The organism is Microbulbifer mixtoriginis (SeqCode) (assembly GCF_052468275.1).
Map to the genome: position 1 here is coordinate 1,937,269 of NZ_CP174341.1, position 24,067 is coordinate 1,961,335.

Here is a 24,067-nt window from a genome sequence, read left to right on the forward strand (position 1 = left end):
GCCTAAAAAAAGGGATGAGGCGGAGTTGAGGCAAGATAGTGCAATACAGTGTTATTGTGCCCCTGTTAAATGAGCGGGAGCAGTTACCCAAGCTGGTAGCGCAATTGAGGGAGCTGGTCGCATACAGCAGTTGCGAAATAATCCTGGTTGATGGTGGCAGTAGTGATGGTAGTGCAGAGATAGCCGCTGCAGCCGGGTTGCGGGTAATTCAATCCCAGCGTGGACGCGCACTTCAAATGAATGCGGGTGCTTCGGTTGCCTGTGGCAGTTGGTTGTTATTCCTACATGCAGATACTCGCCTACCGCAAGGTGCTCTGAGTGCCATTGCCTCTGCCTCGGTTAGGGGGGCACAATGGGGGCGTTTTAATATTCGTATCAGTGGAGACAGCCTGTGGTTTCCCCTGATTTCTACCATGGTTAATTGGCGCTCTCGTTTGAGTGGGATCGCCACAGGGGATCAGGCGATTTTTATTCGCCGCTCCCTCTTCAATGAGGTGGGAGGTTATGCCCGGCAACCACTGATGGAAGATATTGAGTTGAGCCGGCAACTGTTAAAAATAGCGCGGCCCCATTGTCTGCGTCAGAGAGTCACTACCTCTGGGCGCCGCTGGCAAAAGTTCGGAATTTGGCGCACAGTCTTGTTAATGTGGCGTTTGCGTTTCGATTACTGGCGCGGCGTTCCGGCGGAGTGTCTGGCAAAACGCTATGAGTAACTCTTCTTTGCCCTCTCTGCGTCTAGTGGTAATGGCTAAGGCGCCCCTTCCCGGCTATGCAAAAACCCGTTTGATTCCAGCTCTTGGGGAGCAGGGTGCCGCCTCTTTGGCTGAGCGTTTGTTGCAGCAGACATTAATGGAAGCAGTAAAAGCCGACCTCGGCCCAGTAGAGTTGCATGTTACACCGGACTCCCTGCATCCCTTCTGGCAAACACTAGCCCTACCCAGGGGGGTAATTCTGCATAATCAGACGCAAGGCGACCTAGGTCAGCGTTTGTGGCAAGCGGCCAATACTTATCAGGTGGCGGGCCAGGGACTTTTATTACTGGGCACAGATTGCCCTGCATTAACGGCCGCGCGTCTGCGTAAGGCGGCCGTTGCGCTAAAGAATGCCGATGCAGTTATGTACCCGGCAAAAGATGGTGGTTACACCCTGTTGGGACTCAAGCGGGTGCACTGGAGATTGTTTGAGGACATTTCCTGGAGTACCGAGGTGGTTGCCCAGCAAACCCTGGAGCGCCTACAGGAATGTGCAATGCTCTGCCGGTGTTTGGAAGTGCTACCAGATATTGATGAGCCAGAGGACTTGCAGTTTTTGCCTTGTGCCTGGGGAGTGTCTCAAGCGGAAAGCTAGCTGGTCTCTACTAACCAGGTGGGGATTCAACAAATTATCCGTTGTACAGTGGGCCTTTTATAGGGGGCGGCCAGTGTAACTGCTATGAAGGAATTAGCTGGGGTAGGGAGGCTCCAGAAAGATGATTTCCCGAATGACTTGCCAGCGCCCATCCTCATAAACTAGGTCGATGCCCAGCCTTAATTTTCTTTCCTGGCCAGCTAAGTTATTTTTTCGGGAAAATATTACCAGCGCAGAGTTGTTGTTCGCCGCCACATGGTGAATTTTTGTCCAGCTGTTCAGTGGCAATTCACCGGCATCGCGCTTGTGTTTGAATAAATCGATAAATGCGCTCTTATCGGCCAGGGTCAACTGGTCAGAATCATCGAGCATGTAGACCTGCATATTCCTGTGGTAGACGCTCTCCAACTCATCTACTCGGCAGTGGACTCCTGCCTGTACAAGATAATCGATAAACTCCTCGATCTCTTTAACAGTGTCTTCCATCTCTCTGGCGCCTAAAATTTATAGCGCGGGTGCGGCACTGCCTTCCGTTTCCACTGCACTGTTCTCTGCAAGAATCCCACCGTTTTCATCATTGGCCGCCAGGCGTTGTTCTTCGATACGGCTGGTCCAGCTCAGCAGAGCCTGGTAGTGGCGGATATTTTGCACATAGGTGACCGGCTCCCAGCCGCGTGCGTAGCCGTGCTTGGTAGATTTGTAATACTGGCGCTTGGCCAGTAGTGGCAGATGGTCGCGTACATCCGGCCACAGATCCGGGTTGCCGCCCATGCGCTGGGTGAGTACGCGGGCGTCTTCCAGATGACCGTAGCCCACGTTGTAGGCGGCCAGAGCCATCCAGGTTCTGTCGGGCTCGCGGATGCGTTCCGGTAGCTTGTTACGAATATGTACGATATAGCGAGCGCCGCCCTCAATGCTCTCTTCCGGGTTGAGGCGGTTTACCCCCAGCTCTTTGGCGGTATTCAAAGTAAGCATCATCAGGCCACGAACCCCAGTGCGTGAGCGAGCGCGGGGATTCCAATGGGATTCCTGGTAGCTGAGTGCAGCCAACAGATGCCAATCCAACTCGTATTGATCGGCCACTTTTTGCATAACTCCGCGCCACTTGGGCAGTCGCTCGCGGCTACGCCTGGCGAATGCCTGGGCACCACCGGGATTCAGTTCGCTGACGTGACCAAAAAATTCCTCGCGCAGCTGTGCAATCATGCCATTGGTATTGGCACGCAACATAAACAGTCGCGCTCGCTGATAGAGGCTGTCGTCGTCACTTTTGGGAAAAGCCCAGGAAACCGGTTGGAACTGGCTGAGATTAAAAGCCACTCCAGTTTTGGGATAGAGCCCACGGTGTACAGCGTAGGCGTTGGAATCTACCACCGCATAGCTGTATTGGCCCTGGTGTACCATCTCTACCAGCTCCATAGCGTCGACATCAGAAACCTCCTCCCAGCGCAAATTGGGGTAACGCTGTGAGAGTTTTTTTAATTCTTCGGCATGGGCGCTGCCAGCGATAACCGCAATGGTCTTACCTTCAAGGTCACTGGTTCTGCGCGGACGTTTTTCTCCGAGGCGGTAGATAATCTGTTGGCGAACTTCAAAATAAGAAGGGGAGAAACGCACTTGTTCACGGCGCTCAGGGGTCACTGTCAGCCCGGCGGCGGCAAAGTGAGCACCCTCTTCGGGATCGCGCAGGCGAGTGAACATATCATCCAGGCTGTGCACATCGCGAATCACCAACTTGACTCCCAGCTCTTCGGCAAAGGCGTGCAGCATGCCGTACTCAAAACCGGTGGGATTGCCAGAGGCGTCTTCGTAATAGGTGGTAGGGCCGTTTTGCGAGAGGACAACCAGTTCACCGGAAGCTTTAATTCGCTCCAGGGTATTCGGTGCTTTACTGGCAACTAATAGGGAGGCACAGCAGGACAGCGCGATACCTTTGCACACGCGGCGGACATAGCGCAGCGCTCGGCTTCTCATCATCATAGGCTGTCCCCTCTAGCTCGTCCGTTGGTTTTATCGCTGTTATGCCTAAGGCCTGCTGCGGGTATTTCCGCCAGGGCTTTCCTCGCCAATGCTGGCACAGTCTGCCAATTTTACATTATTTGACGACAATCTGCCCAATTTGGCTTTAGGACACTGTGACATGGGCGCTTGAAATGCCATTAAGACTTTTGTAGGGAGTTTTAACCCCCTAATAAAATCGGTGAATTTACGATTGGTTTTGTTCGTCTTTTGAACACATTGATTGCTATTTAGTTCATGTGTACTCAAGTGACGGGCGGGTGTGTTGGAGTTGCGGCGCTTCGGGTACAATTGCGCCTCTCAAATTTCCGGGGCCTTGTGCGATTCTTCTTTCGCGCAATCTTTCTCATTTAGACAAGAGGCTATCTCCCGCAATGTTAGTTCTGCGTGGTGCTCCCGCACTGTCGAAATTCCGCCATAAAAAACTACTCAACCAACTGCGCGCGCTGCTACCGACCATCGACGATCTTTACGCCGAGTTCGTACACTTCGCCGATAGCGACGCACTGGATAACAAGGAGATGGCGCTGCTTGAGCGGCTACTCCAGTACGGCCCCAGCGAAGAGAAGCACCAGCCGAAAGGCGAGCTGATCCTGGTGGTGCCGCGCCCGGGCACTATTTCGCCCTGGTCTTCCAAGGCCACTGATATTGCCCACAATGCTGGTCTCACCCAAATTCATCGGCTTGAGCGTGGTGTTGCCTACTATCTGAGTGGGGTTGAGCTTAGCGAGGCCGAGCGCCAGGCGCTGGCCTCACAACTACACGATCGTATGGTCGAGGTGGTCTTTACCGAGCTCGAGCAGGCTGAGCAGCTGTTTGTTGAAGAAGAGCCCCGCCCGCTGCGTGGTGTGGATATTCTCGAAGGTGGTCGCGAGGCATTAGAAGTTGCCAATGTGACACTGGGCCTGGCCCTGGCCGAAGACGAAATTGATTACCTGCTCACCAGCTTCCAGGAATTGGACCGCAACCCCACCGATGTGGAGCTGATGATGTTCGCCCAGGCGAACTCCGAGCACTGCCGCCATAAAATCTTTAATGCCTCTTGGACAATCGACGGCGAAGAAATGCCGCATTCTCTATTTGGCATGATTAAGAATACCTACCAAAAAGGCGGCGACAACGTGTTGTCTGCCTATGCGGATAATGCCGCAGTTGTGGTGGGCAACGTGGCTGGACGTTTCTACCCAGACCCGGAAAGCAAGGAATACGGTTTCAGTCATGAAGCCATTCATCTGCTGATGAAGGTGGAGACGCACAATCACCCCACCGCAATTGCTCCTTTCCCCGGCGCTGGTACCGGTGCCGGTGGTGAAATTCGCGATGAGGGCGCGGTGGGCCGCGGCTCCAAGCCGAAAGTGGGCCTGACCGGTTTTACCGTTTCCAACTTGCAGATCCCCGGTTGGGAACAGCCCTGGGAGTCCAATTACGGCAAGCCCGAGCGTATCGTTACCGCTCTGGACATTATGATCGAAGGCCCCATCGGTGGCGCAGCATTCAACAATGAATTTGGCCGCCCGAATATCTGCGGTTACTTCCGTACCTTTGAAGAGAATTTCGATGGCGAGCGTCGCGGCTATCACAAGCCGATCATGTTGGCTGGTGGTTACGGCAATATCCGCGAAGAGCATGTAGCAAAGCCCGAGTTTTCCCCCGGCGCCAAGCTGGTAGTCCTGGGTGGCCCGGCCATGTTGATTGGCCTCGGTGGTGGTGCAGCCTCCAGTATGGCCAGCGGCTCCAGCTCTGAAGACCTGGATTTCGCTTCAGTACAGCGCCAGAACCCGGAAATCGAGCGTCGCTGCCAGGAGGTGATCGACCAGTGCTGGCAGCTGGGTGAGAACAACCCGATTGCCTTTATCCACGATGTGGGTGCAGGTGGTTTGTCCAATGCTTTCCCCGAGTTGGTGAAAGATGGCGGTACCGGCGGTAATTTCGAACTGCGCAATGTGCCCTGTGATGAGCCGGGTATGAGCCCGCTGGAAATCTGGTGTAACGAATCCCAGGAGCGCTATGTACTGGCGGTTATGCCGGAAGACCTGGAGCGTTTCGAGCAAATCTGTGAGCGTGAGCGTACGCCTTACGCTGTTGTTGGTGAGGCTACCGAAGACAAGCACCTGTTGCTGAATGACAAGAAGTTTGATTCCAAACCAGTGGATCTGCCGATGTCGGTACTGTTCGGTAAGCCGCCGCGCATGCACCGCGAAGCAGAGACTCGCCAGGTTGAAGCCAAGGCTTTCTCCACCGCGGATATCGACCTGAACGAAGCGGCTGAGCGCGTGCTGCGCCTGCCCACTGTGGCCAGCAAGAGCTTCCTGATTACCATTGGTGACCGCACTGTAACCGGCCAGGTATCCCGCGATCAAATGGTCGGTCCCTGGCAGGTGCCGGTGGCTGATTGTGCGGTGACTACTGTTGCCTATGACAGCTACGCCGGTGAAGCCATGTCTATGGGTGAGCGTACCCCGGTGGCACTGTTGGATGCGCCGGCCTCAGGCCGCCTGGCTGTGGGTGAGGCAATTACCAATATCGCCTGTACTCCGGTGAAGCAGCTGTCCGATATCAAACTTTCCGCCAACTGGATGTGCGCTGCGGGCCACCCGGGTGAAGAGGAAAAACTCTATCGCACCGTAGAAGCGGTGGGTATGGAGCTGTGTCCTGAATTGGGCATTACCATCCCGGTGGGCAAGGACTCTATGTCTATGCGCACTGCCTGGGAAGAAGAAGGTGAGCAAAAGTCGGTTACCGCACCGCTGTCTCTGGTAATTTCCGCCTTTACCCCGGTTACCGATGTACGCAAAACAGTGACCCCGCAACTGCGCACCAATAAAGGTGAGAGTGAGCTGCTGTTGGTTGATCTGGGTGCTGGCAAAAATCGTTTGGGCGCTTCCTGTCTGGCACAGGTCTACAACGAGTTGGGCGACAAGCCCGCAGACCTGGATGATGCCAAGAAGCTGAGAAGTTTCTTCGAGGTGGTGCAGCAGGCTCTGAACGAAGACCTGATCATGGCCTACCACGACCGCGCCGACGGCGGTCTATTCACAACCCTGGCGGAAATGGGCTTTGCCGGCCGCGTGGGTATGGATGTGGAAATCTATGAATTGGGTGAAGACCCGATTGCCGCGCTGTTCAGTGAAGAGTTGGGTGCAGTATTACAGGTTCCCGCTTGTGAAGCGGATATGCTGGTACAGCGCTTTGCCGCTGTCGGTGTACCTACCCACAAGATCGGTTACCTGAATAATAACGAACACCTGTGCATCACCAATAACGGTGTTGAAATCTTCAAGCGCTCCCGTGCTGAATTGCAGCAGATCTGGTCGGAAACCAGCTTCCGTATCCAATCCCTGCGCGATAACGCTGAGTGTGCCGAGCAGGAATTTGCCGCAATCGCCCAGGAAGATCCGGGCCTGACAGTAAATCTTACTTTCGATATCAACGACGATATCAGCGCACCTTATATCGCTAAAGGTGTTCGCCCGAAAGTTGCGGTACTGCGAGAACAGGGTGTGAACAGTCAGGTGGAAATGGCGCACTCCTTCCACCGCGCGGGCTTTAACGCTGTCGACGTACATATGAGTGACATCCTGTCCGGCCGTGTCGCTTTGGACGAGTTCAAAGGTTTGGTGGGCTGTGGCGGCTTTTCTTACGGTGACGTTCTGGGTGCCGGTGAGGGGTGGGCTAAAACCATCCTGTTTAATGATCGTGCCCGCGATCAGTTTGAGGGCTTCTTCAATCGCAACGATACCTTCGGCTTGGGGGTGTGTAACGGTTGCCAGATGTTCTCAGTGATCAAAGAGCTGATTCCAGGTGCGGATCACTGGCCGCGCTTTGTGCGCAACCTTTCTGAGCAGTATGAAGCGCGCTTCGCATTGGTAGGCATTGAAGACTCACCTTCCGTGTTGTTTAAAGGTATGGCGGGTACTTACATGCCGGTTGCCGTTGCTCACGGTGAGGGGCGCGTGGAGTTTGCCGATCAGCAGGCGCTGGAGAAGTGTGAAGCTTCTGGCACTATCGCGATGCGCTACCTGAATAACAAAGGGGAAATCAGCCAAACTTATCCGGCCAACCCCAACGGCTCGGTCAATGGTATTACCTCCCTAAGTTCTGAAGATGGCCGCGTGACTATTATGATGCCGCACCCCGAGCGTGTTGCCCGAGCTGTCAGCAACAGCTGGCATCCAGATGAGTGGAAAGAAGATTCCGGCTGGATGCGCTTGTTCCGCAATGCACGGGTATTTGTTGACTAAGCCGATTCTCTTCTGCACCCCACAATTCTGTCGGGGTGCAAATTATTTTCTAGGCAGGCAAATGGATTTTTGTGGCATAAGGATATGCCGCCTGTATCAGCTGTTAAATCGCCCTTCAAAATCGATAGTGATTCTTCGAATTCAGTGTCGAGTGTATTTTCACTGTTAATTGATTTTTTATGGTTTTGTCAGTGTTTGCATCTGGCACGATTTACTTTTTGGAGCGCTTTGGATATTTCCTGCTACACTTAAAGGATTATTCGAAATAACTTTTCTCGCTATGGTGCAGTTATCTGTATCGATTCACAATTTTTTAATTGGCTTCTATGCAGAAATTCGGCATGGGGCGCTACTCATAAACTCCCTTCGACTGATCTTTCGCTTGTCGCGTTTTTATTGGCGCAGATCCCAGCAGTACCAAAAATTCTTTTTCCTACCTAGCAACAGTGACTAAGGAGATTGTCATGGCGTACAACGAAACACTAGCAGAAAAAGTGCGCAATTTATTACAGGGAAGTCAGGGGCTCTCTGAAAAACAGATGTTTGGTGGTCTCGCATTTATGTTAAATGGCAATATGGCTTGTGGTGTGGTTGGTGAAGAGTTGATGGTGCGGGTGGGGCCGGATAATTATCAGGATGCTTTGGCTGAGCGTTATACTCGCCCTATGGATTATACCGGTCGCCCTCTAAAGGGGATGGTCTATGTGGAGGAAGATGCAGTGGAGCAGGACCTCGATGAGTGGGTAAATCGGGGGGTGGAATTCGCGGGGTCTCTCCCTCCCAAATAACATAAAGTAAAGAATTGAGATGCAGTGGTAGTCAAGATTTTCTGGCTTTTGCACTTGGATTTTTATATCGACTCGCAAAAAAGAGTGCACTATTCTCGAAATATTTCGACAAATGACATTGAGATCGTTTATGCAATCGAGAGTGGTGTATTTCTTTTTTTCTTTTTAATTAAATGTCTATTTATTTGAAAACTTCGTCGCTAACAACTTGTATCACCTATATTCAGCGCCGGGCGTAATTAGAACAAGGGTGGCTGTTTGTTGTGGGTAGAGACTGCAGCATTTGGCAAGGGATCGAGTATGTATTTTATCGAATTAAATAATGGCGTGGAGATTCCCCAAATCGGAATGGGGATGGCTGCGATAGGTAGTTGGCAGCAAGATGATGGTTTTGTCACCGAGGTAATCCTAAAGGCCATGGCAATTGGCTATAGGCATTTCGATACGGCATCTTTATATGGCAATGAACGCGCCTTGGGCCGAGCTATCAAGGAGTCGGGTATCCCCAGGAGTGAACTGTTTATTACCAGTAAGGTCTGGGATACCGAGCAGGGAGGAAAGAAGACTCACGATGCTTTTGCACGAAGCTTGGAGCGTTTGAAACTGGAGTACCTGGATCTTTATTTAATCCAGTGGCCCGTTCCCGCTTATACACGGGAAACCTGGGAGGCGATGGAGGGGCTATACCAACAGAAAAAAGTTCGAGCTTTAGGGGTATCAAATTTCCGCAAATCAGATATTGAGCAAATAGCATCTTTTGCCGAAGTTCGCCCGGTTATTAACCAAATAGAGTTGCATCCATATTTTACCCAGCAACCACTAGTTGACTATTGTCAATTTCATAAAATTGCAATTAGTTGTTGGTCCCCACTGGGTACCGGGGGCTGGGCAGAGGTGCCTTTGGCTGAGAAGCCGATAATGGACCCGGTGATCGCTGAAATTGCTGAAAGGCATTCAGCTACGCCGGCACAAGTCATCTTAAAGTGGAATATTCAGCAGCATCGTATTGTTATACCTAAATCAGAATCTATAGAGCATATAGGAACTAATTTCTTACTAAGCGATTTTAATCTGAGTAACTCCGATATCCAGTCGATTAACAACTTGAATTGTAACAAACGGCTTGGTGGTGATCCGGATTATGTACACAAGAAAAATATAACTTTAAAAGTACCGGATTGAGGGCAGAGCTTAAATAACGGAAGGAGATAATTTATCTATCCTGCCGTTGTGTCTATAACACTGTAAAGAAGTTTGTTGTTTTAAGCGGACCGCGAGGGAGTCATCTTTCTTAATAGCTCATAACTTGCGATAGCACAGGCCGAGGTGACATTCATTGAGGAATTAACCCCATGCATAGGGATGTGCACCGTCGCATCGGCTATTTCCAGTATTTCGGAGGCAATTCCATCTTTTTCAGCCCCTAAAACCAAGCAGACCTTATCTCCCTCAACGACAGGGGCTTGACCCAGTTCAACGCTTCTGGATGTGATCTCTAAACAGATTATCCGGTATCCCTCTTCCCGTAGTGCTAAGGCGGCTTTTAGGGCATCTTCCTCGTGTTGATAGGGAATATGCTGCTCAGTTGAGCGGGATACCTTACGGATCTTGGAGTTTGGTGGTAGCAGACTATCTCCAGCCAGGTAAATTTTCTCTACGCCCAGGGCATCGGCAATGCGAAAGAGTCCACCGATATTGCTGGGTGTGCGAATATCAGTGGCCAAATAGCAAAGGGGAAAGTTGTGTTTGCTGGGTGAATGATCGCTGTGCTCTTTCTGCATAGTTACCGCTGCTGAAAATGGCTACTAACTGCTGAGAGGTTCTTGGGAACTCTCTACCTGTGAGCCTATTTTAGCTTCTTCGAAAGAAGTATTCCTCATGCGCTCCACTAAAGAAGGCTCCTTGCTGGCCTTTTGGCTTTGTATCTGCATCGCTTGGCGATAAACCTTGTCGGAGACAATAAATTCTTCGGCCCGTTGATTAATTTCACTGTAGCGGGTATTGAGTTCGGAAATTTTATTGGAGAGGTGCTCCAGGTCGAGAATGCGATCAAAGTAGAGGGCAATTAACCGTTCACATTCTCTGGCAATGGCTAGGTATTCATTACCCACCTGGCGGTGTCCCTCATAGTTTTTCTTGAAGTTGAAGAAAGTCTGTACTCCCCCCAGTAAAGCAGCCAGCAAGGCTAAAGCGGCGCCACTCCACTTGGTCCAGTCAGGAAGTTCCGCATTGATTAGGGAAAAGAACAGAGAGCCGAGGAATAAGTTGACCACCACTATGGGGACTCCGCAGAGCACATGCAGATTGCGCCCCTTCATAGAGGCGCGGAAGTGGCTGTGCTTACACAGATGGGCATTCCAGCGCAGTTTGTCCAGTACTGCCACGGTATTCGGTATCGTGCTCATGAATCCCTTCTGCCCCTTTAGTGTTATTTTTGGAGGGCGATAGTTTGCCGGATAAAAATGAGATGTACAGGGTGGAGCAGGGAAGATTGGGATTGATGTGTTTAATTTACACACTGAGGGTTTAGTGGGCCTTGTGCTGGCGGTTAGTGAGCACCCGCCTTACAAGGCCTCAATTTGAGGGCTTCAAATAGGAGCTGGTAGTGAATTGCCTAGAAGCTATACGTTACGCCGACAGAAGACAGGTTGGCCTTCTCTTTTTTAATCTCGTAGATGGTGTGTTCCAGGTTGATGCCCCAGTCACCGTTCTTCCACTTAACTTCAGCACCGTAGTATGGGTTGCTGCCGCTGTCCTTCTCATTACTCCAGCTATAAGACCTATCGTAGGACTCTGCATACAAGAGCTCGCGATCTAGGCTGTATACGCTGAGGTTGCCGGAGTCTTCAGTCTGGCCGCTGTTATTTTCATTCCATTGGTGTACACCAAAGCGAACTCCGGCATTTAAGTTTTGTTGAATTTGCGTCGAAAGGGTTAATCCTAAGCTATAAGAATTGTATTTGGATTCCTGCTGACTTCTGAAATCGTAGTTTTCTATTAATACTTCATCTTCATTGTGCCACTCGAGGCCGTGAGCGCTCTGTTCATAGTCTCTGTGGATATTGCCGAGATTCGCTATACCGCCTTCGAAGGCAATATAGTTATTTACCTGATAGCCAACAGTCAATGCGTAGCCGGTTGAGTGGAGGTCCTCTCTTATCGCAGTGGAGTCTTCGCTATCAAACTGCATATTACCCAGTGAGGCTTTTAGGTAAAAAGGCTTCTCCTCTGCGTAAACGCCGCTACTAACTAATGCGATTAGGGCGGTGAGAGCGATATGATTCAAGGGGTACCTCAATTCAGTCAGTCGACAGGCGCTTGGGTGTTAGCAAGCGGCAAAGATCGTAAAGTCATGATTGGCGCGCATTGTACATCTGTACAAATTAAGCGTTAAGCAGAAAGGGTCCTTCATTACTGGATTGAAGCGGAAATTCTCATTGCTATGACACTAGGCTTGTCTTTTGGTGACGGCGGTTGAGCCCTTCCCTCATGACTACTAGGTCTGCTTATTTAAATATGCCCCCTTCCCGGAGTATTTTCTTCAGGTCAAGGCTGCGAAAGCCGCTCGATTTCTTGTATTTTGTGCAGCTCCAGATGAGAGGGGTAGCACTGCTCACCAAATTCACCTGGGGAATAAATCAATAAGAAAGTTAACCCTTCTGGCTAGGGGGGAATTGGGAGCTGGTATGTCGATTGCGCGGCAACAATTTATCGCCTTGGGGCCGTTACTGGCTGTAGCGTTTTACATTTCTTTGACTCTACTGGGGATGCAGTATCTTCCCGCAGTGACGGCAGCGATCACCCTGCTAACAGTGACTTGGTGGGTAACAGAGGCGCTTCCTATTCCCGCCACTTCTCTGGTGCCATTTGTGCTTTTACCCCTATTTGGGGTGACGGATCATAAGACTGTTGCGGCATCCCTCGGTAGCCATGTAATTCTGCTTTTGATGGGCGCTTTTATTCTGTCGAAAGCCCTTGAAAAGAGTGGTGCCCACGAACGGTTGGCTCTATATATGTTGCGTATCTTTGGGGTATCTAGCGGTAGGCGCTTGGTGCTCGGTTTTATGCTGGCCGCTGGTTTCCTCAGCATGTGGATTTCCAATACCGCCACAACCCTGATGATGTTACCCATTGCCCTGGCAATTCTCTCTCGTATTGATAATCAGCGCCTCACTGTTGCCCTGGTTCTGGGGATTGCCTATGGAGCAAGCCTTGGAGGCGTGGGGACGCCTCTGGGGACACCGCCCAATGTCATTTTCATGGGAATATATGAAGAGGTCACCGGTCGGGAGTTTAGCTTTCTTGGCTGGATGAAGATCGGGGTACCGGTTGCCCTGGTAACTTTACCGATAATGGCCCTCTGGCTTACCCGCAATGTTCACTTGAAGAATGAAATTGAGCCGCCCCAAGTCGGTGAGTGGCGGGCTGAGGAGAAACGCACTCTGCTAGTGTTCGCCATCGCTATTTTCTTCTGGGTAACCCGCAATGCACCGTTTGGTGGCTGGAGCGATTGGCTGGGGATAGGAGCGGCGGGAGACAGTACCGTAGCTCTCGCTGCAGTGGTGGCAATGTTCCTGGTACCCAATGGCAAAGGGGGGCGCTTGCTGGACTGGCAGACAGCGGAAACCATTCCCTGGGGCATGTTGTTATTGTTTGCAGGTGGTATAGCCCTGGCCAAAGGATTTTCAACATCTGGCTTGAGCGACATGCTCGGTAATGGATTGTCCTTTCTTACTGCCATGCCACTATGGCTGATGTTGGTGATTCTATGTTTGGGAGTTACCTTTCTTACAGAGATCACCAGTAATACAGCCACTGCGACTCTACTCATGCCCATTCTCGCTGTGGCGGCGACCTCTGCGGGCTTTGAACCTATGGTATTGATGATCCCCGCGGCTATGAGTGCCAGCTGTGCCTTCATGTTGCCTGTTGCCACAGCCCCGAATGCCATTGCTTACGGGACTGGTAAAGTGCGTATACAGGATATGGTTCGCGAGGGGGCGGTACTCAGTGTGACCGCATCGTTGATTATTGCGGGGATGAGCTGGTTGATTTTACCGGGTTGAGTTCACAGGTTTCTCTAGGGCTGGTATCCATTACTTTAGAGTGGGTGGTAAGTGTTTTAAACTCCGCCCCTTTGAGCCTAATAAGGTTATGTACCGGTTACAGAGTGTGAATGGTGTAATCGGAAAAACATGCGGTACAGGAGGTAGATGTGAAGAAAGCTGAGTATAAAATTGCCGTCGGGAAGTCTGGCTTTTCCAGTTTGGAAGAGGAAGTTACCCAGCTGCTGAATGAGGGCTGGAAGCCGATTGGTGGCTTGGCGTTTAATGCGGGTTACCCCTACCAAGCGATGGCGCGAGTGGTGAATGTTGCCAAGCCTTCTGGCCATTCACAGAGCCAGGCCCAAGCGTCATCTGAAGCTGAACCTACCAGAAGGCAATCCTATGGTGCTCAGGATGCGATGCGTATGATTGATGAGCTCACCTGAGATTATTGATTCGTAGATTGTTATGCGCTGATGTATGGAGGCAACTTTACATCCCTGCGGTGATCAAGCCAATTGTAAGAGCTCCCTTACTGATTAACGACCTTCTAAAGAAGGTGGGAGAAGAGGCTATGATAGGCTCACTCCGATAGCCTGGACACACTGTGATCCTGTCAAATGTGCTCACCGCTAACTTCATCACTCGTACGACATGCTTTAGCTATTAAAGGATATTAAGCATAAATGCGAAATTTTCTCGATATTGAAGCCCCCGTCATTGACCGTTTCGGCGGAAAGAAAGGCCTTACGGCCAGACTCACAAAGCCTAAATCCGCTAAAGAAATCTCAGCAATACCCAACAGCCAATGGTTGTCTGCGGCTTCTCGGGCTGTATTTCAGGCGGGGTTTAGTTGGAAAGTCGTGGAGAAAAAATGGCCGGGGATAGAGCATATTTTTTATGGCTTTGATTTGTCCTTTTGCCGATATCTCTCTGAGGAAGCGCTGGATGACTTAATGCGCCAGGAGGGCATGATAAAGCATTGGACCAAAACCCGCTCAATCTCCCGGAATGCAGACTTCTTCTGGCATTTATCCAATGAGAATGGGAGTCTGGGGGAGTATTTTGCTAGCTGGAATACGAAAAACTATGTAGAGAATCTCCAGAGTTTACGCAAAGGTGGAGACCGACTGGGAGGCAAAACCGCCCAGGTTTTTTTGCGTCGTATGGGGGTGGATACACTGGTCTTTGCCAGCGATACTATCCGTGCTCTGGTGAGAGAGGGGGTAGTAGATAAATCTCCCTCTTCAAAAAAAGACTGGGCCGCACTACAAGCAGCTATTGAAACTTGGCAGGCGCAGTCGAACCGCAGCTTAAATGAGATTAGCCAGATATTATCCTTATCTGTTGGGTAGTTCGTTAAGCTTGGTAGATGGAGCCCACTGCTTAAGCAGTTTAAAGAGTGGGCTCAGATCATCAGAATTGTAATAACACTAGAACTGGTTTAACTATGGCTGAGGACGAACACGAAAGTCTACAGAGAGCTCCGCCTCATAAATAACCTCATCAAATGATTTATCCTGGCCAGAATCAAAAAAATTGTTCTCAAAGTTGCTGCTGGAGTCACGGGAAGCGGTAACAACAACCTCTTCTATAGCCATGGCGCCTTCAGTAGCTCGGTAGTGTATGTTATCACCGCGAATGCCTATCGGTGTCAGCTGGACACCAAGCGCCTTTTCATAATCTGTTTTCTGTTCCAGAATATCTTGCAGAGCCTTGGATTTAACTTTTTTGTTAAACAAATGCTTTTCTGAATGCTCAAATGTGGTGTTTGCTATTTCAACTTCTCTATTTTGATCTGTGAGCTGCGCAATACTGTGGAGTTGGCTTTCCTCGTTGATTGAAATAGTTACGCGGTTAACAACCTTATAGCTCTTGGGCTTCTTGCCCATCCAGCCATATTGGGGTGAGGAGGAAAATTTTGAGCTTTTAATATTTGCTCCCTTGATTCCAGCCTCTGTCAGGCTCTGATGCAATTTGGAACGGAGCCTGTGATTGGCGTCAATTGCATTTGATAGTAGCTCTTCTTCCGTTGTGACAATCAAACTGACAATGGCCTTATCGGAGTAGGCGGTTTCTTCCGCGCTGCCACGGATGGTAACAATACTCTCCGTCGGGTGGAGGAGTCCACGTAGGTCCTGGGGTGTACCTCTAATTTCTGGAGCTGCCAGGCAAGCACTAGATAAGAGCAAGCTGATAATTAGTAGTGGTAGTTTCATTTCACTATATCCTTATTAGGTTTTTACAGGTGTACTACTTATGCGGTGAAATATCGATTTATTTCATAGGTGTATATTGTTGCCAGGCCCTAATAGCTTGAAGAATGATAATTTTTGTTAAAAGCTGTATAACCTAGCAGCTTTCTATCTCAATCAAAGTATATAGCTTGCTTACTGAACATTAATAAGAAATACCTTGATTATTTGTTTGTCTACACTTTTATTGAATTGTATCTATGATCTTTTAATAAGTTCTCTTTTGGTGACTGCTCGCATCAATGTTCAATGCTTTGCATAGTATTTTTGTTCTCATGTTGCTTTATCAAGACCTTTTGTCTTTTGCAGTTTGATCTATGTCACGGTTTTTGCGGTGGATGCATCACGGAAAATCGATTGCATAGCTAATAAGGTCGCGTTGGCTTACGTGTATCTCAAACCAAATAATAACTATATTTGTAGCGACTTACGGGATGAAGAAAAATCATGGGAATTCTTTTTGACAAAAAAATATTGGCCCTGGCTCTTACTACTCTGCGGGCTTAACAATCATTAATAGAAATGATTGGTCTTTGAAAGTGAGTGGCTCAGATAACCGTGGCTGGGACTGGGCTTGCGGCAATGGTCACGTGGTCAGTTGGGCACAATTGCGATAAAAATTGAGTGGAGTGATTCATTCGAAGGCTATTTTAATCATTTTGTATCCTCTAATTCATCGATAGTATCCAATGGAGGAGGCCACACGGTGGTACCTCTAGATGAGGAGACCAACCTATCAGTTATTATTTCTCCTAAATACATAGAAGATTCAGATATGGAGCGCTACCTTCGTGATGAGGTTGGTGCTGATCTTAATGATGTAGATGCTTTTGATGAGGGATGTAGTTCAAATTGGGAGGTTAATTGTTTTCTCTCTTATAGGGCCCATAAGAGTGAATATGATAATGATGATTATCCCATTATAGAGCGCCAGGCTCTTTATTCCGGTAACGGACTGGATTCCTCTTTTTTAACTCGTGTGGGCATTACCAAGGTTAATGGTAGTGGCAGCATTGATGGTGAGGGCTTTAAATGGTTGGTTGAGGATAATAATTGCCAAATTAGTGATCCTCAGTTGATTGGCTTAAGAAATGGTCGTTATTTACTCGGTTATGCTAAATTTCAATGTATTTCGGATAATCTGAAATTTGATCGAATTAATATCCCTAACTCTCTGCGGTTATTAGTCCCAAAAGCGTATTATGTTTTAGATATCGATTCGGATTTGAATATTCTTGAGGGCCCAGTTCAACTTCCTAACCATGGTTGGGGAGGGCTAGATGAACCGATGTATTTAGGTGATGGTGAGGTAGCTTGGAGCTACATTAAGAACCCGAAAATTGAAAATTATGGTGGTGGTCAGCAGAATGTGTGGCAGGGAATAATTTATCATTCCAAGAGTACCAATTAAGCCCCTCCGTCAAAAAGGATAGTAAGTTTGTGCTCAGTAATGTTGCTGGGTCATTTTCTATAAATGGTGGAATAAGTTTCATATTTCTGCTTGAACTCTGCGAAACTAATTTTTTTGTTTAATAGGTAAGCAAAGTTTCAAGGTATATTTTCTAAATTAGACTGGCCTTCCTTTGCCAAAGCGGTGCCTGCTGAATATCTACTGTATTAGCCCGTGAAGCTCCAATCCTTTCCTTTCTGGAACTGCTGGTATCATTAAGTTAAAGCGGCAGGCGGGTAGTACCTCCTGGAACAAAATAGACTCCAGCTATGGAATCGAATACTTCGATTTTGCACAGACGTCTGCGAAGTAATTCATCTCATATTTTGGGTTTATATCCATATAGAGCGTTTGCCTAACACCCCATACCTTTACCCCGTCTTGAATATCTTCCTCAGGGGAATGCATAGTTGCCCTAATTTCTATAGCGTTTTTTTGAGAAGTCTAAGGATGTAAATGACTTGATGATACCTCGTAATCTTTACTAAATGGGCCTGGTGGAGGGTGAGCCTCAATAGGCTTGGGCAGACTTTCTTTCTTGAGAGAGGGGGGGGAATAGAGGGGAATAGTAACTTCAATATTCCTTGCATTGGGTTTATGGATCAGTACCGATCAAGGCAATTTTGATTTGAGTTAATTCGATTAGCAGCTGGTAGTCAAATGTATGTGACTGGCTAGTCCGCAAGCCTGTCGCCCCCGGTTCTCGTTTGGCGCCCTAAGTCCTATATCCGTTGAGCATCCCCGGATAACTTTCCCTGTCCAAAAATGACTCCGGCCAATAAAAATAATTTTTTGGGAAGTGTGATATAGAGCCGGGAAATAAATATAAGGAAACAACAATGACTCTTTGTAAACGACTAGGTGCGAGTCTCTCACTCGCACTGGCTGGCCTATTTGCTTCCGTATCTGCTGCGGCAGATAACTGCTATATCCTGGTTCACGGACATGGTACCGAAGGGCATATAAAACAGCGCACCAACTCCCAGGGTAAGTTAGAGCAACCAGCCCTAGATTATTGGAGTGAAGCTTTCTTTGATAAATATAACGGCAGTAATTTTATTGAGCAGCTGCGAATCAATGGCGGCAACTATGGAGTTGTAGGTTATAACTCCACCGATGAAGGTGAAATGCCTTACTGGCATGATGGCACAGCTGGCGAAATTGCCAGACAGATTATCGATATTCGCAGCGGTAAGGGAGATGGCTATCAACATGAGAATCAATGTAAATCCGATGATACTTTTTGGGTGGTTGCCCATAGCCAGGGCGCTGCACAAATGATGTACTTATCTGGTAACGCAGTGCCTGGGTCTCCTTATTACAATCGTGCTTATAATCAGTTTGATAGTAATACTATTACTGAGAGCAATAAGGTTTGTACTGGTCGCTGGTTTTGGAAGAGATGTAAAACGGAAACCAAAACCAGAAATGTTGCCGGTTTAGATGATCGCTATGCTGTAGAGGTCGACTTCGACAAAGCTATGAATGGTATTGCTGCGATTTTTACCACTGGAGGGGCTATTACAGGCACCGAGTTCGTCGATCGCCTGTGTAATGGTAGCTGGATCGAAAGCGTGGTTAACGACCTATTTATCGGTCGTGAATGCTCAGCGGTACGTTATCTGCAAACTAATGATGTGTACTCCGTGCGCAACTATGTGGGCACTAACTTGGCATCGCCCGTATATACCATTGGTGGTTATGCTGGTTTCCCTGGTGTTGCAACCGCAAGTTCTATATTGCTTGCTGGTGAGGACGATGGTTATATTAATCTCGCATCCCAGATGAACTGCTCCGGTTCTGCCAAGCGTAATCTCTATTCAGACCTGAAGGAATACAAAACCTTCCTGGGCATTGCCTATGGCAGCGCTATCTTCTCCTGTGACAACGATCACAAGGGCACAGCGCGTTCATATAACCTGGCAAGCCTCTATACTGACCACGATGCACAGCGTAATGGTGGCATTATGTCCCCAGATTATACCGGCATTCCTAATGGTCTGAACTGCGGTATTGGTAAGAACAGCGCTGGTCGTATTGCTGCCTGTACTCAGTAATTTTTAGATTTATTTTTGTGCCTTTTTTGGCTCATTAGGGGGCTTAATCGCTTCCTGCTTCCTCACAGGATAAAGCCCGCTTATTTATAGCGGGCTTTTTTTAGGGAAAGTTCAAGGTGGGTGGTATCAACCGCTGTTACTTGCCAGTGCCATTCGGTCATCTTTTCCTTGGAAATGGTGCGTATTCCAAAACGTTAGCTATCTATATTGTTTATTGTATGGGGCTTATCGGAATAGTTCGAAGAACTCATTCCTGGGAAATATATATCTGGCAGTGCCAGTCAGTAATCTCTCCAGATAGTCTCGCTCAGTGCAAATATATCCTTTAAAGAGTATCAAATAGAATAAAATTGATAAGAGTTACTTCATATACTCACCTGTTTTTAATATTTGATTTTTTTTGTCCGATTAGTCATAACTATAACTTCTATCATTGGAGAGTGGGCGATGTAGTCCTCCTTACATTTGGCTTCTCAAGTCAGTCGTGTTCTAAAGGGCTAGTCTTGATAGAGTGTCTTTGGCAGTAGTCTTATGGAGCGGCTTTATGGGCAATCTTAAGTTGGCAGCGGGTGTTGAAATCCCTGCTATTGAAGTGGCCAAGCTGGGTGGTGGGAAAATTCAGCTGGGTAAAACGGAAGGGAGCTTCCCCTGGCAAATGGTAGTGGTTTATCGAGGTAAGCACTGTCCGCTCTGTACCAAGTATTTACGGGAATTGAATGTGCTGCTGCCGAGATATCATGAAGAGGGCGTTTATGTGACAGCTGTGTCAGCGGATAGCGCCGAGAAAGCGTCTGAACAAATGAAGGAGGTCAAGCCAGATTTTCCGATAGGTTACAACTTATCCATCCCTCAGATGCAGCAACTGGGTGTCTATATCTCCAATCCCAGGTCTCCAGAGGAAACTGATAAGCCTTTTGCCGAACCCGGGATTTTTGTGATTAATGAGGCTGGTAAGCTGCAAATCGTTGATATTTCTAATGCGCCTTTCGCCAGACCAGACTTGCAGATTTTGTTGATGGGGATCGAGTTTATTCGAAATCCGGAGAATAACTATCCAATTCGGGGAACCTACTAAAGTCCCTAAGCTGGGGCCGAGTTTCCCAGAAAAACGCAATAAAAACCCCATTGGGATGTGAGATTTTTATTGCGAGTTAACGGTTAACTTTGTAGCTATTTATCAATTCTTTTTAGAGTGTCAGAGGTTTGCCATAGAACCCAGTTTGAGGCCAGTGACATTAGAAATTATTCAACTCTTCACGTAGGTCGTGTTCCAGCTCCTCAGTGCCAGTAATCCATACGCTTTTATCTGGTGCGGGGAATACACCAACTTCAATATTATCTTTTCTCAAGCCGGGGAGCCATTTCTTCAGAAACTGTGGGAGGGGAATACTTTTAGGCGTGAGTTCGGTTTCATCTTTAGCATAAGCGCTAGCAAATTCTGACGTAGGCCATACGGGTAAATATTCAAAACCTCCGTCCTCATCGGTATGTATTTTGAGGAAGCAGTTTTGGTTATCGACTAATATCCAAATTTCCCGCTCTTCACCGATTGCACTCAAGAAATATTCGTATCGGTCTTCACAACTCTGGTTAATTACTTCATTTAGATTGGGAGTACTCATATATAAATTCGCAATGGCTGATTGGTAGGAGGCTGACATTTACAGGCCTGCTCGAATAAGTGTGTAACAGTAACACAGTCAATGCGAGGCATTATGCGCGAATACAAGATACTGTCCAGATGGTTTGATGTGTTGCCCGGTAGTAGAGAGGAGCGGGAGGGATTCTGTGGAATATAAGTCTATGACTGGTTTGGAGAGTAAATCGAAGTACTCTCAATAAAAATCGGCTTGAAGGCTTGTTTCCAGTACCTCTCTCTATGAGCGACAACTTTTCTTTTTGTGGTAATTCATTAGCCCGAAACCTTTTGCGAACTCTACCATATTATACATTATAAAAATTCAATAAAATCAATTGGTTACGGGTTGGTTTTTATAGCAGATAACGCTCATATTTACTCTATCAAACGACGTTTATATTAGATAGATACTTTATCTGGTGGCTTAGCCTGTTTTTGGCCTAGAGTCTCTAGTTGCTATTAGAGAAGCTTTGTCAATATTGGAGCTTGTTTATGCAAACTTGGGGCAGTTTATCATTGTGCAATTTAAGTCCTGAGTTGATAAAGCTTCAGTTTCCACTGTTACTGCTCTTGTCATAAAGCTGTGATCAAGAAAGGTATAGAAAAGGGCTTTAGCCCGTAACTCTGAAATTCGGGGCAGCCAGCAGAACATCGAGACCAGTGCCGAGTATTTCCTCGGCAAAGTTCTTATGATGGCCGGGTAACCGCGAAAGCGGTTACCGAAAAGATCGCGCCTACCGGCGATCGTTTGGCCATGTTCTGCAGCTACTCCTGGTTTCTTTAAAGATATGGCGGACCAGTTTCGCTTGTGGGAGTTCGGCAAAGTTGAATTACTATCGAGGAACTGCAGTTCCTTTAAGCCGCTCAAACTCTTTCTTCGACATATACTTCGCAGTAGGGTAGTAGGGCCCCATGACCAGGCTGTCCATAGGCGCGGGATTTTCCTCAGTAGGTACCGGAATATTGAGGGGGGAGTTCGGCCAGTCGTAGTTGCTCAGTGACGCCTGGTAGCGTATGTAGACGCAGTTGACCCAGCTGCGAGCGCCGATATAGTGCCCCTCGCCGGCTCCGAACTCTATCCATTTGACGCCGTGCTCGCGGTCTGCATTTTTGGGTCGATCAATCGCCCGGCTCATGACGATAGTGAACTTACGATCCTCAACCAGTGGTATCTCTTCATCGAAGATTGTTGACCAGCCCAGACCTGACGGCGCCGTGCCCCCAGTGGTAAGAGACCAGTAGCGTACCTGGGTTTGCTCTTCGGGCCAGCTCACCTGACCATGCTTGGTTTTAGGAAAAGTCGGCATCTTACCTTCGATCACCACGACCTCGCCAAAAGCTAGCGAGAACAGTCCAACCATGTATACAGTGTCGGGGTTGTTCAGCCATGCACCGTCATTGCTTGCAGGGCAACGGATAACCCGCTTGATCGGATCGGGGGTGAAGGCGCCTTTGACACTGTAATCCATATTCCAGAATCGCTGGAACATGGGGGCGGGCATGGCAGGTGCATTGACCCGGTCCCAGGAATCCTCGATTAATTGAAGCCACTCTTTAGTCGGGAATTCCTGCTTCTGCCCCTCCTTAGAAGCCAATAATGCACGGCACATTCTCTCGCCTGTTAGCACCACATCGTCGCTGTTATATAAACCCTCTTCGCCCTGGATCGGGGTCTCCGGAAGGTGCAGCGTGACTGTTGGTAGCCCCAGCTCAACTGGCAATCCACCCTCCTTAAGTGGCGGCATGCGCACGTTGCCTGTGCCATCATAGCCGTTGTCGGGCATATAGTTACGAAACGCGAGGTGGATGCCGGCTCGCTCAGAGTTGGTACCGGTATAAAGTGTATTGGGGCGCGGCTTGCGAGGAGCCTGCCCCGAGCGGATATATACGGTGTAGCGTCGGCGTTCTGTCGGTACATCGCGTCTATTGGGCGACATAAAAGGGTTGATTGAGCCCTCATCGGGCACGATTTGGTCGTCACGCAGGTAACTACCGTTCCCCTTTACTCCGCCCGGCAAATTGTTTGCGATGGTGAGTGAGAAATAACGCAGGTGACCGTAATGTCCCCGCAGCTTCAGGTAAGCGCCTTTTGGCAATTTGAACTGACCGACGAAATAAGTGGAATTTTGATCCGGGTAGGCATTCGCGACTTGAATATCCTGATGCCCACGCAATAGACCGTAATCGAGCCCCTTCGGCCCTCCCCAGAAGCAGCTTAAGCGCTGGTATCGCCAATTAGTGACCTCGACAACAGTCATGGGTACCGGCGTGAGTGCAGTCGTGTCGCCAGGCAAGGTAGTTGGCTCAACCTCTTCCGTGCGTTCGGGTGTCACTTCATCGTTCTTCATGGGAAGTCTCCAAGTGATGCTGCGCCTCGGCCAGTAGCCTAGGGCCCCTGGGGAGAGCGTTTGTGTGTGAATTTTATTCGTGTCATTTTGTTATCAGGGGGGACATCAAGTGAATTGGGCTCACTTACAGAGTGAGAACCTATAGCATAGAAATTTAGATTTATGCTTGCTTTACGCGACATTTTTCATGCGATGACATGGCAGGCTTGAGCGCACCTTTTCATCGCCATTTTATTTGCAAGAAACTATGAGATTTTGTCGAAAGCTAGCCCTCCTCTACGAGTACGCTGGATTCCAACAGGATAGAGTCGTACAAGTCATTGCTACTCCCCCAGTTCAAGTAGCTTCACGAAGAGCGCTCCCTGAGGTTTGACCACTAAAACGAAAGCGAATTTAGCTGATTTCGTACTCAGCGACATTGTTCTTTTCTCTAAGGCTGTTAAATCACGAGATAAATTATATATTTAGTAAATAAATGCAGATCTTCGATAGCTGTTTTGTCAGACTGGCCTATGGATAAAGGACGTTTAGGGGGGGAGCGATGCTGGATAGCTCCCTTGAAATTGCAAAATTCCTTATCCCTTTGATAGGCATTGATTATGTTTAGGAATGTTTACCAAGGTCATTTCTTGCAGAAGATGATGAATATTAAAGATTGTCGTCTCGCTAGAGGTATTTTCAGTAAGTGTCAGCCTAGCAAAATTATTTGAAGAAGAATTTTACAGAGTGTTTTTCCGTTGCTGTATCATTAAGGTTGAAAATTTTTTTAGATGGTGAGTGTACGTTGTTAGATTAAGTGATCGAGGCTTTCTACCATGGTTATATTTTAGCTGTAAAGTGTGTTATGGGCGAGAAAATAATCTAGGGTAAGATCTTTT

At 48.4% G+C, this 24,067-nt stretch carries 19 protein-coding genes; 11 read left to right on the forward strand and 8 right to left on the reverse strand.

The features are described from left to right. Window positions 1-38: 38 nt before the first annotated feature. Window positions 39-713 (forward strand): TIGR04283 family arsenosugar biosynthesis glycosyltransferase, encoded by a 675-nt coding sequence (locus tag ACJJIC_RS08445; protein ID WP_445356767.1) that lies wholly within the window; start codon window positions 39-41, stop codon window positions 711-713. Then, a complete protein-coding gene (locus ACJJIC_RS08450) occupies window positions 706-1,347 on the forward strand; it encodes a TIGR04282 family arsenosugar biosynthesis glycosyltransferase (protein ID WP_445356768.1) in 642 nt (213 codons plus the stop codon). Before ACJJIC_RS08445 ends, ACJJIC_RS08450 begins: the two co-directional genes overlap by 8 nt. Before the next feature lie 93 nt (window positions 1,348-1,440). On the opposite strand, the gene ACJJIC_RS08455 is transcribed toward ACJJIC_RS08450, so the two are convergent. Further along, window positions 1,441-1,833: a hypothetical protein gene (locus ACJJIC_RS08455; RefSeq protein WP_445356769.1), complete on the reverse strand. Its 393-nt coding sequence runs from the start codon at window positions 1,831-1,833 to the stop codon at window positions 1,441-1,443. A gap of 18 nt (window positions 1,834-1,851) precedes the next feature. Next, window positions 1,852-3,327 carry a membrane-bound lytic murein transglycosylase MltF gene (gene mltF, locus ACJJIC_RS08460; RefSeq protein ID WP_445356770.1) on the reverse strand — a complete coding sequence of 492 codons (1,476 nt, stop codon included), beginning with the start codon at window positions 3,325-3,327 and terminating at the stop codon, window positions 1,852-1,854. Between the two features lie 413 nt (window positions 3,328-3,740). On the opposite strand from mltF, the gene purL reads away from it, so the two are divergent. The 3 genes from purL to ACJJIC_RS08475 all read left to right on the forward strand — a co-directional run bounded on the left by purL (window position 3,741) and on the right by ACJJIC_RS08475 (window position 9,577). Beyond that, complete coding sequence (gene purL, locus ACJJIC_RS08465; RefSeq protein WP_445356771.1) at window positions 3,741-7,607, forward strand: phosphoribosylformylglycinamidine synthase; 3,867 nt, start codon at window positions 3,741-3,743, stop codon at window positions 7,605-7,607. Window positions 7,608-8,071: 464 nt separating this feature from the next. Then, a complete protein-coding gene (locus ACJJIC_RS08470; RefSeq protein WP_252082900.1) occupies window positions 8,072-8,395 on the forward strand; it encodes a TfoX/Sxy family protein in 324 nt (107 codons plus the stop codon). Between the two features lie 300 nt (window positions 8,396-8,695). Continuing rightward, on the forward strand, window positions 8,696-9,577 hold the full coding sequence (locus ACJJIC_RS08475; protein ID WP_444884089.1) for an aldo/keto reductase: 882 nt from the start codon (window positions 8,696-8,698) through the stop codon (window positions 9,575-9,577). A gap of 80 nt (window positions 9,578-9,657) precedes the next feature. On the opposite strand, the gene ACJJIC_RS08480 is transcribed toward ACJJIC_RS08475, so the two are convergent. The 3 genes from ACJJIC_RS08480 to ACJJIC_RS08490 form a co-directional block, all read right to left on the reverse strand. Beyond that, window positions 9,658-10,176, reverse strand: a complete 519-nt coding sequence (locus ACJJIC_RS08480) for a TrmH family RNA methyltransferase (protein WP_444884090.1) — start codon at window positions 10,174-10,176, stop codon at window positions 9,658-9,660. A 24-nt stretch (window positions 10,177-10,200) separates the two neighbouring features. Beyond that, window positions 10,201-10,800: an SLATT domain-containing protein gene (locus tag ACJJIC_RS08485; RefSeq protein ID WP_444884091.1), complete on the reverse strand. Its 600-nt coding sequence runs from the start codon at window positions 10,798-10,800 to the stop codon at window positions 10,201-10,203. A gap of 209 nt (window positions 10,801-11,009) precedes the next feature. Beyond that, window positions 11,010-11,681 (reverse strand): outer membrane beta-barrel protein, encoded by a 672-nt coding sequence (locus ACJJIC_RS08490; protein ID WP_444910247.1) that lies wholly within the window; start codon window positions 11,679-11,681, stop codon window positions 11,010-11,012. Window positions 11,682-12,081: 400 nt separating this feature from the next. On the opposite strand from ACJJIC_RS08490, the gene ACJJIC_RS08495 reads away from it, so the two are divergent. The 3 genes from ACJJIC_RS08495 to ACJJIC_RS08505 all read left to right on the forward strand — a co-directional run bounded on the left by ACJJIC_RS08495 (window position 12,082) and on the right by ACJJIC_RS08505 (window position 14,795). After that, complete coding sequence (locus ACJJIC_RS08495) at window positions 12,082-13,461, forward strand: SLC13 family permease (RefSeq protein WP_444910246.1); 1,380 nt, start codon at window positions 12,082-12,084, stop codon at window positions 13,459-13,461. Window positions 13,462-13,610: 149 nt separating this feature from the next. Beyond that, entirely contained in the window at window positions 13,611-13,886 is a 276-nt protein-coding gene (locus tag ACJJIC_RS08500) for a hypothetical protein (protein WP_444884094.1), read from the forward strand. A gap of 240 nt (window positions 13,887-14,126) precedes the next feature. After that, window positions 14,127-14,795 (forward strand): DNA-3-methyladenine glycosylase I, encoded by a 669-nt coding sequence (locus ACJJIC_RS08505; protein WP_444910245.1) that lies wholly within the window; start codon window positions 14,127-14,129, stop codon window positions 14,793-14,795. Window positions 14,796-14,888: 93 nt separating this feature from the next. On the opposite strand, the gene ACJJIC_RS08510 is transcribed toward ACJJIC_RS08505, so the two are convergent. Further along, window positions 14,889-15,659, reverse strand: a complete 771-nt coding sequence (locus ACJJIC_RS08510; RefSeq protein ID WP_445356772.1) for an SIMPL domain-containing protein — start codon at window positions 15,657-15,659, stop codon at window positions 14,889-14,891. Window positions 15,660-16,401: 742 nt separating this feature from the next. On the opposite strand from ACJJIC_RS08510, the gene ACJJIC_RS08515 reads away from it, so the two are divergent. The 3 genes from ACJJIC_RS08515 to ACJJIC_RS08525 all read left to right on the forward strand — a co-directional run bounded on the left by ACJJIC_RS08515 (window position 16,402) and on the right by ACJJIC_RS08525 (window position 20,277). Next, a complete protein-coding gene (locus tag ACJJIC_RS08515) occupies window positions 16,402-17,106 on the forward strand; it encodes a hypothetical protein (protein WP_445356773.1) in 705 nt (234 codons plus the stop codon). Between the two features lie 878 nt (window positions 17,107-17,984). Beyond that, complete coding sequence (locus ACJJIC_RS08520) at window positions 17,985-19,202, forward strand: hypothetical protein (RefSeq protein WP_444910242.1); 1,218 nt, start codon at window positions 17,985-17,987, stop codon at window positions 19,200-19,202. Between the two features lie 544 nt (window positions 19,203-19,746). Beyond that, window positions 19,747-20,277, forward strand: coding sequence for a redoxin domain-containing protein (locus ACJJIC_RS08525; RefSeq protein WP_445356774.1), 531 nt, complete (start codon window positions 19,747-19,749; stop codon window positions 20,275-20,277). A gap of 160 nt (window positions 20,278-20,437) precedes the next feature. On the opposite strand, the gene ACJJIC_RS08530 is transcribed toward ACJJIC_RS08525, so the two are convergent. Both ACJJIC_RS08530 and ACJJIC_RS08535 read right to left on the reverse strand, forming a co-directional pair. Next, window positions 20,438-20,863 (reverse strand): DUF2750 domain-containing protein, encoded by a 426-nt coding sequence (locus tag ACJJIC_RS08530; protein WP_444910241.1) that lies wholly within the window; start codon window positions 20,861-20,863, stop codon window positions 20,438-20,440. Window positions 20,864-21,674: 811 nt separating this feature from the next. Beyond that, complete coding sequence (locus tag ACJJIC_RS08535) at window positions 21,675-23,189, reverse strand: hypothetical protein (protein WP_444910240.1); 1,515 nt, start codon at window positions 23,187-23,189, stop codon at window positions 21,675-21,677. Window positions 23,190-24,067: the final 878 nt, after the last annotated feature.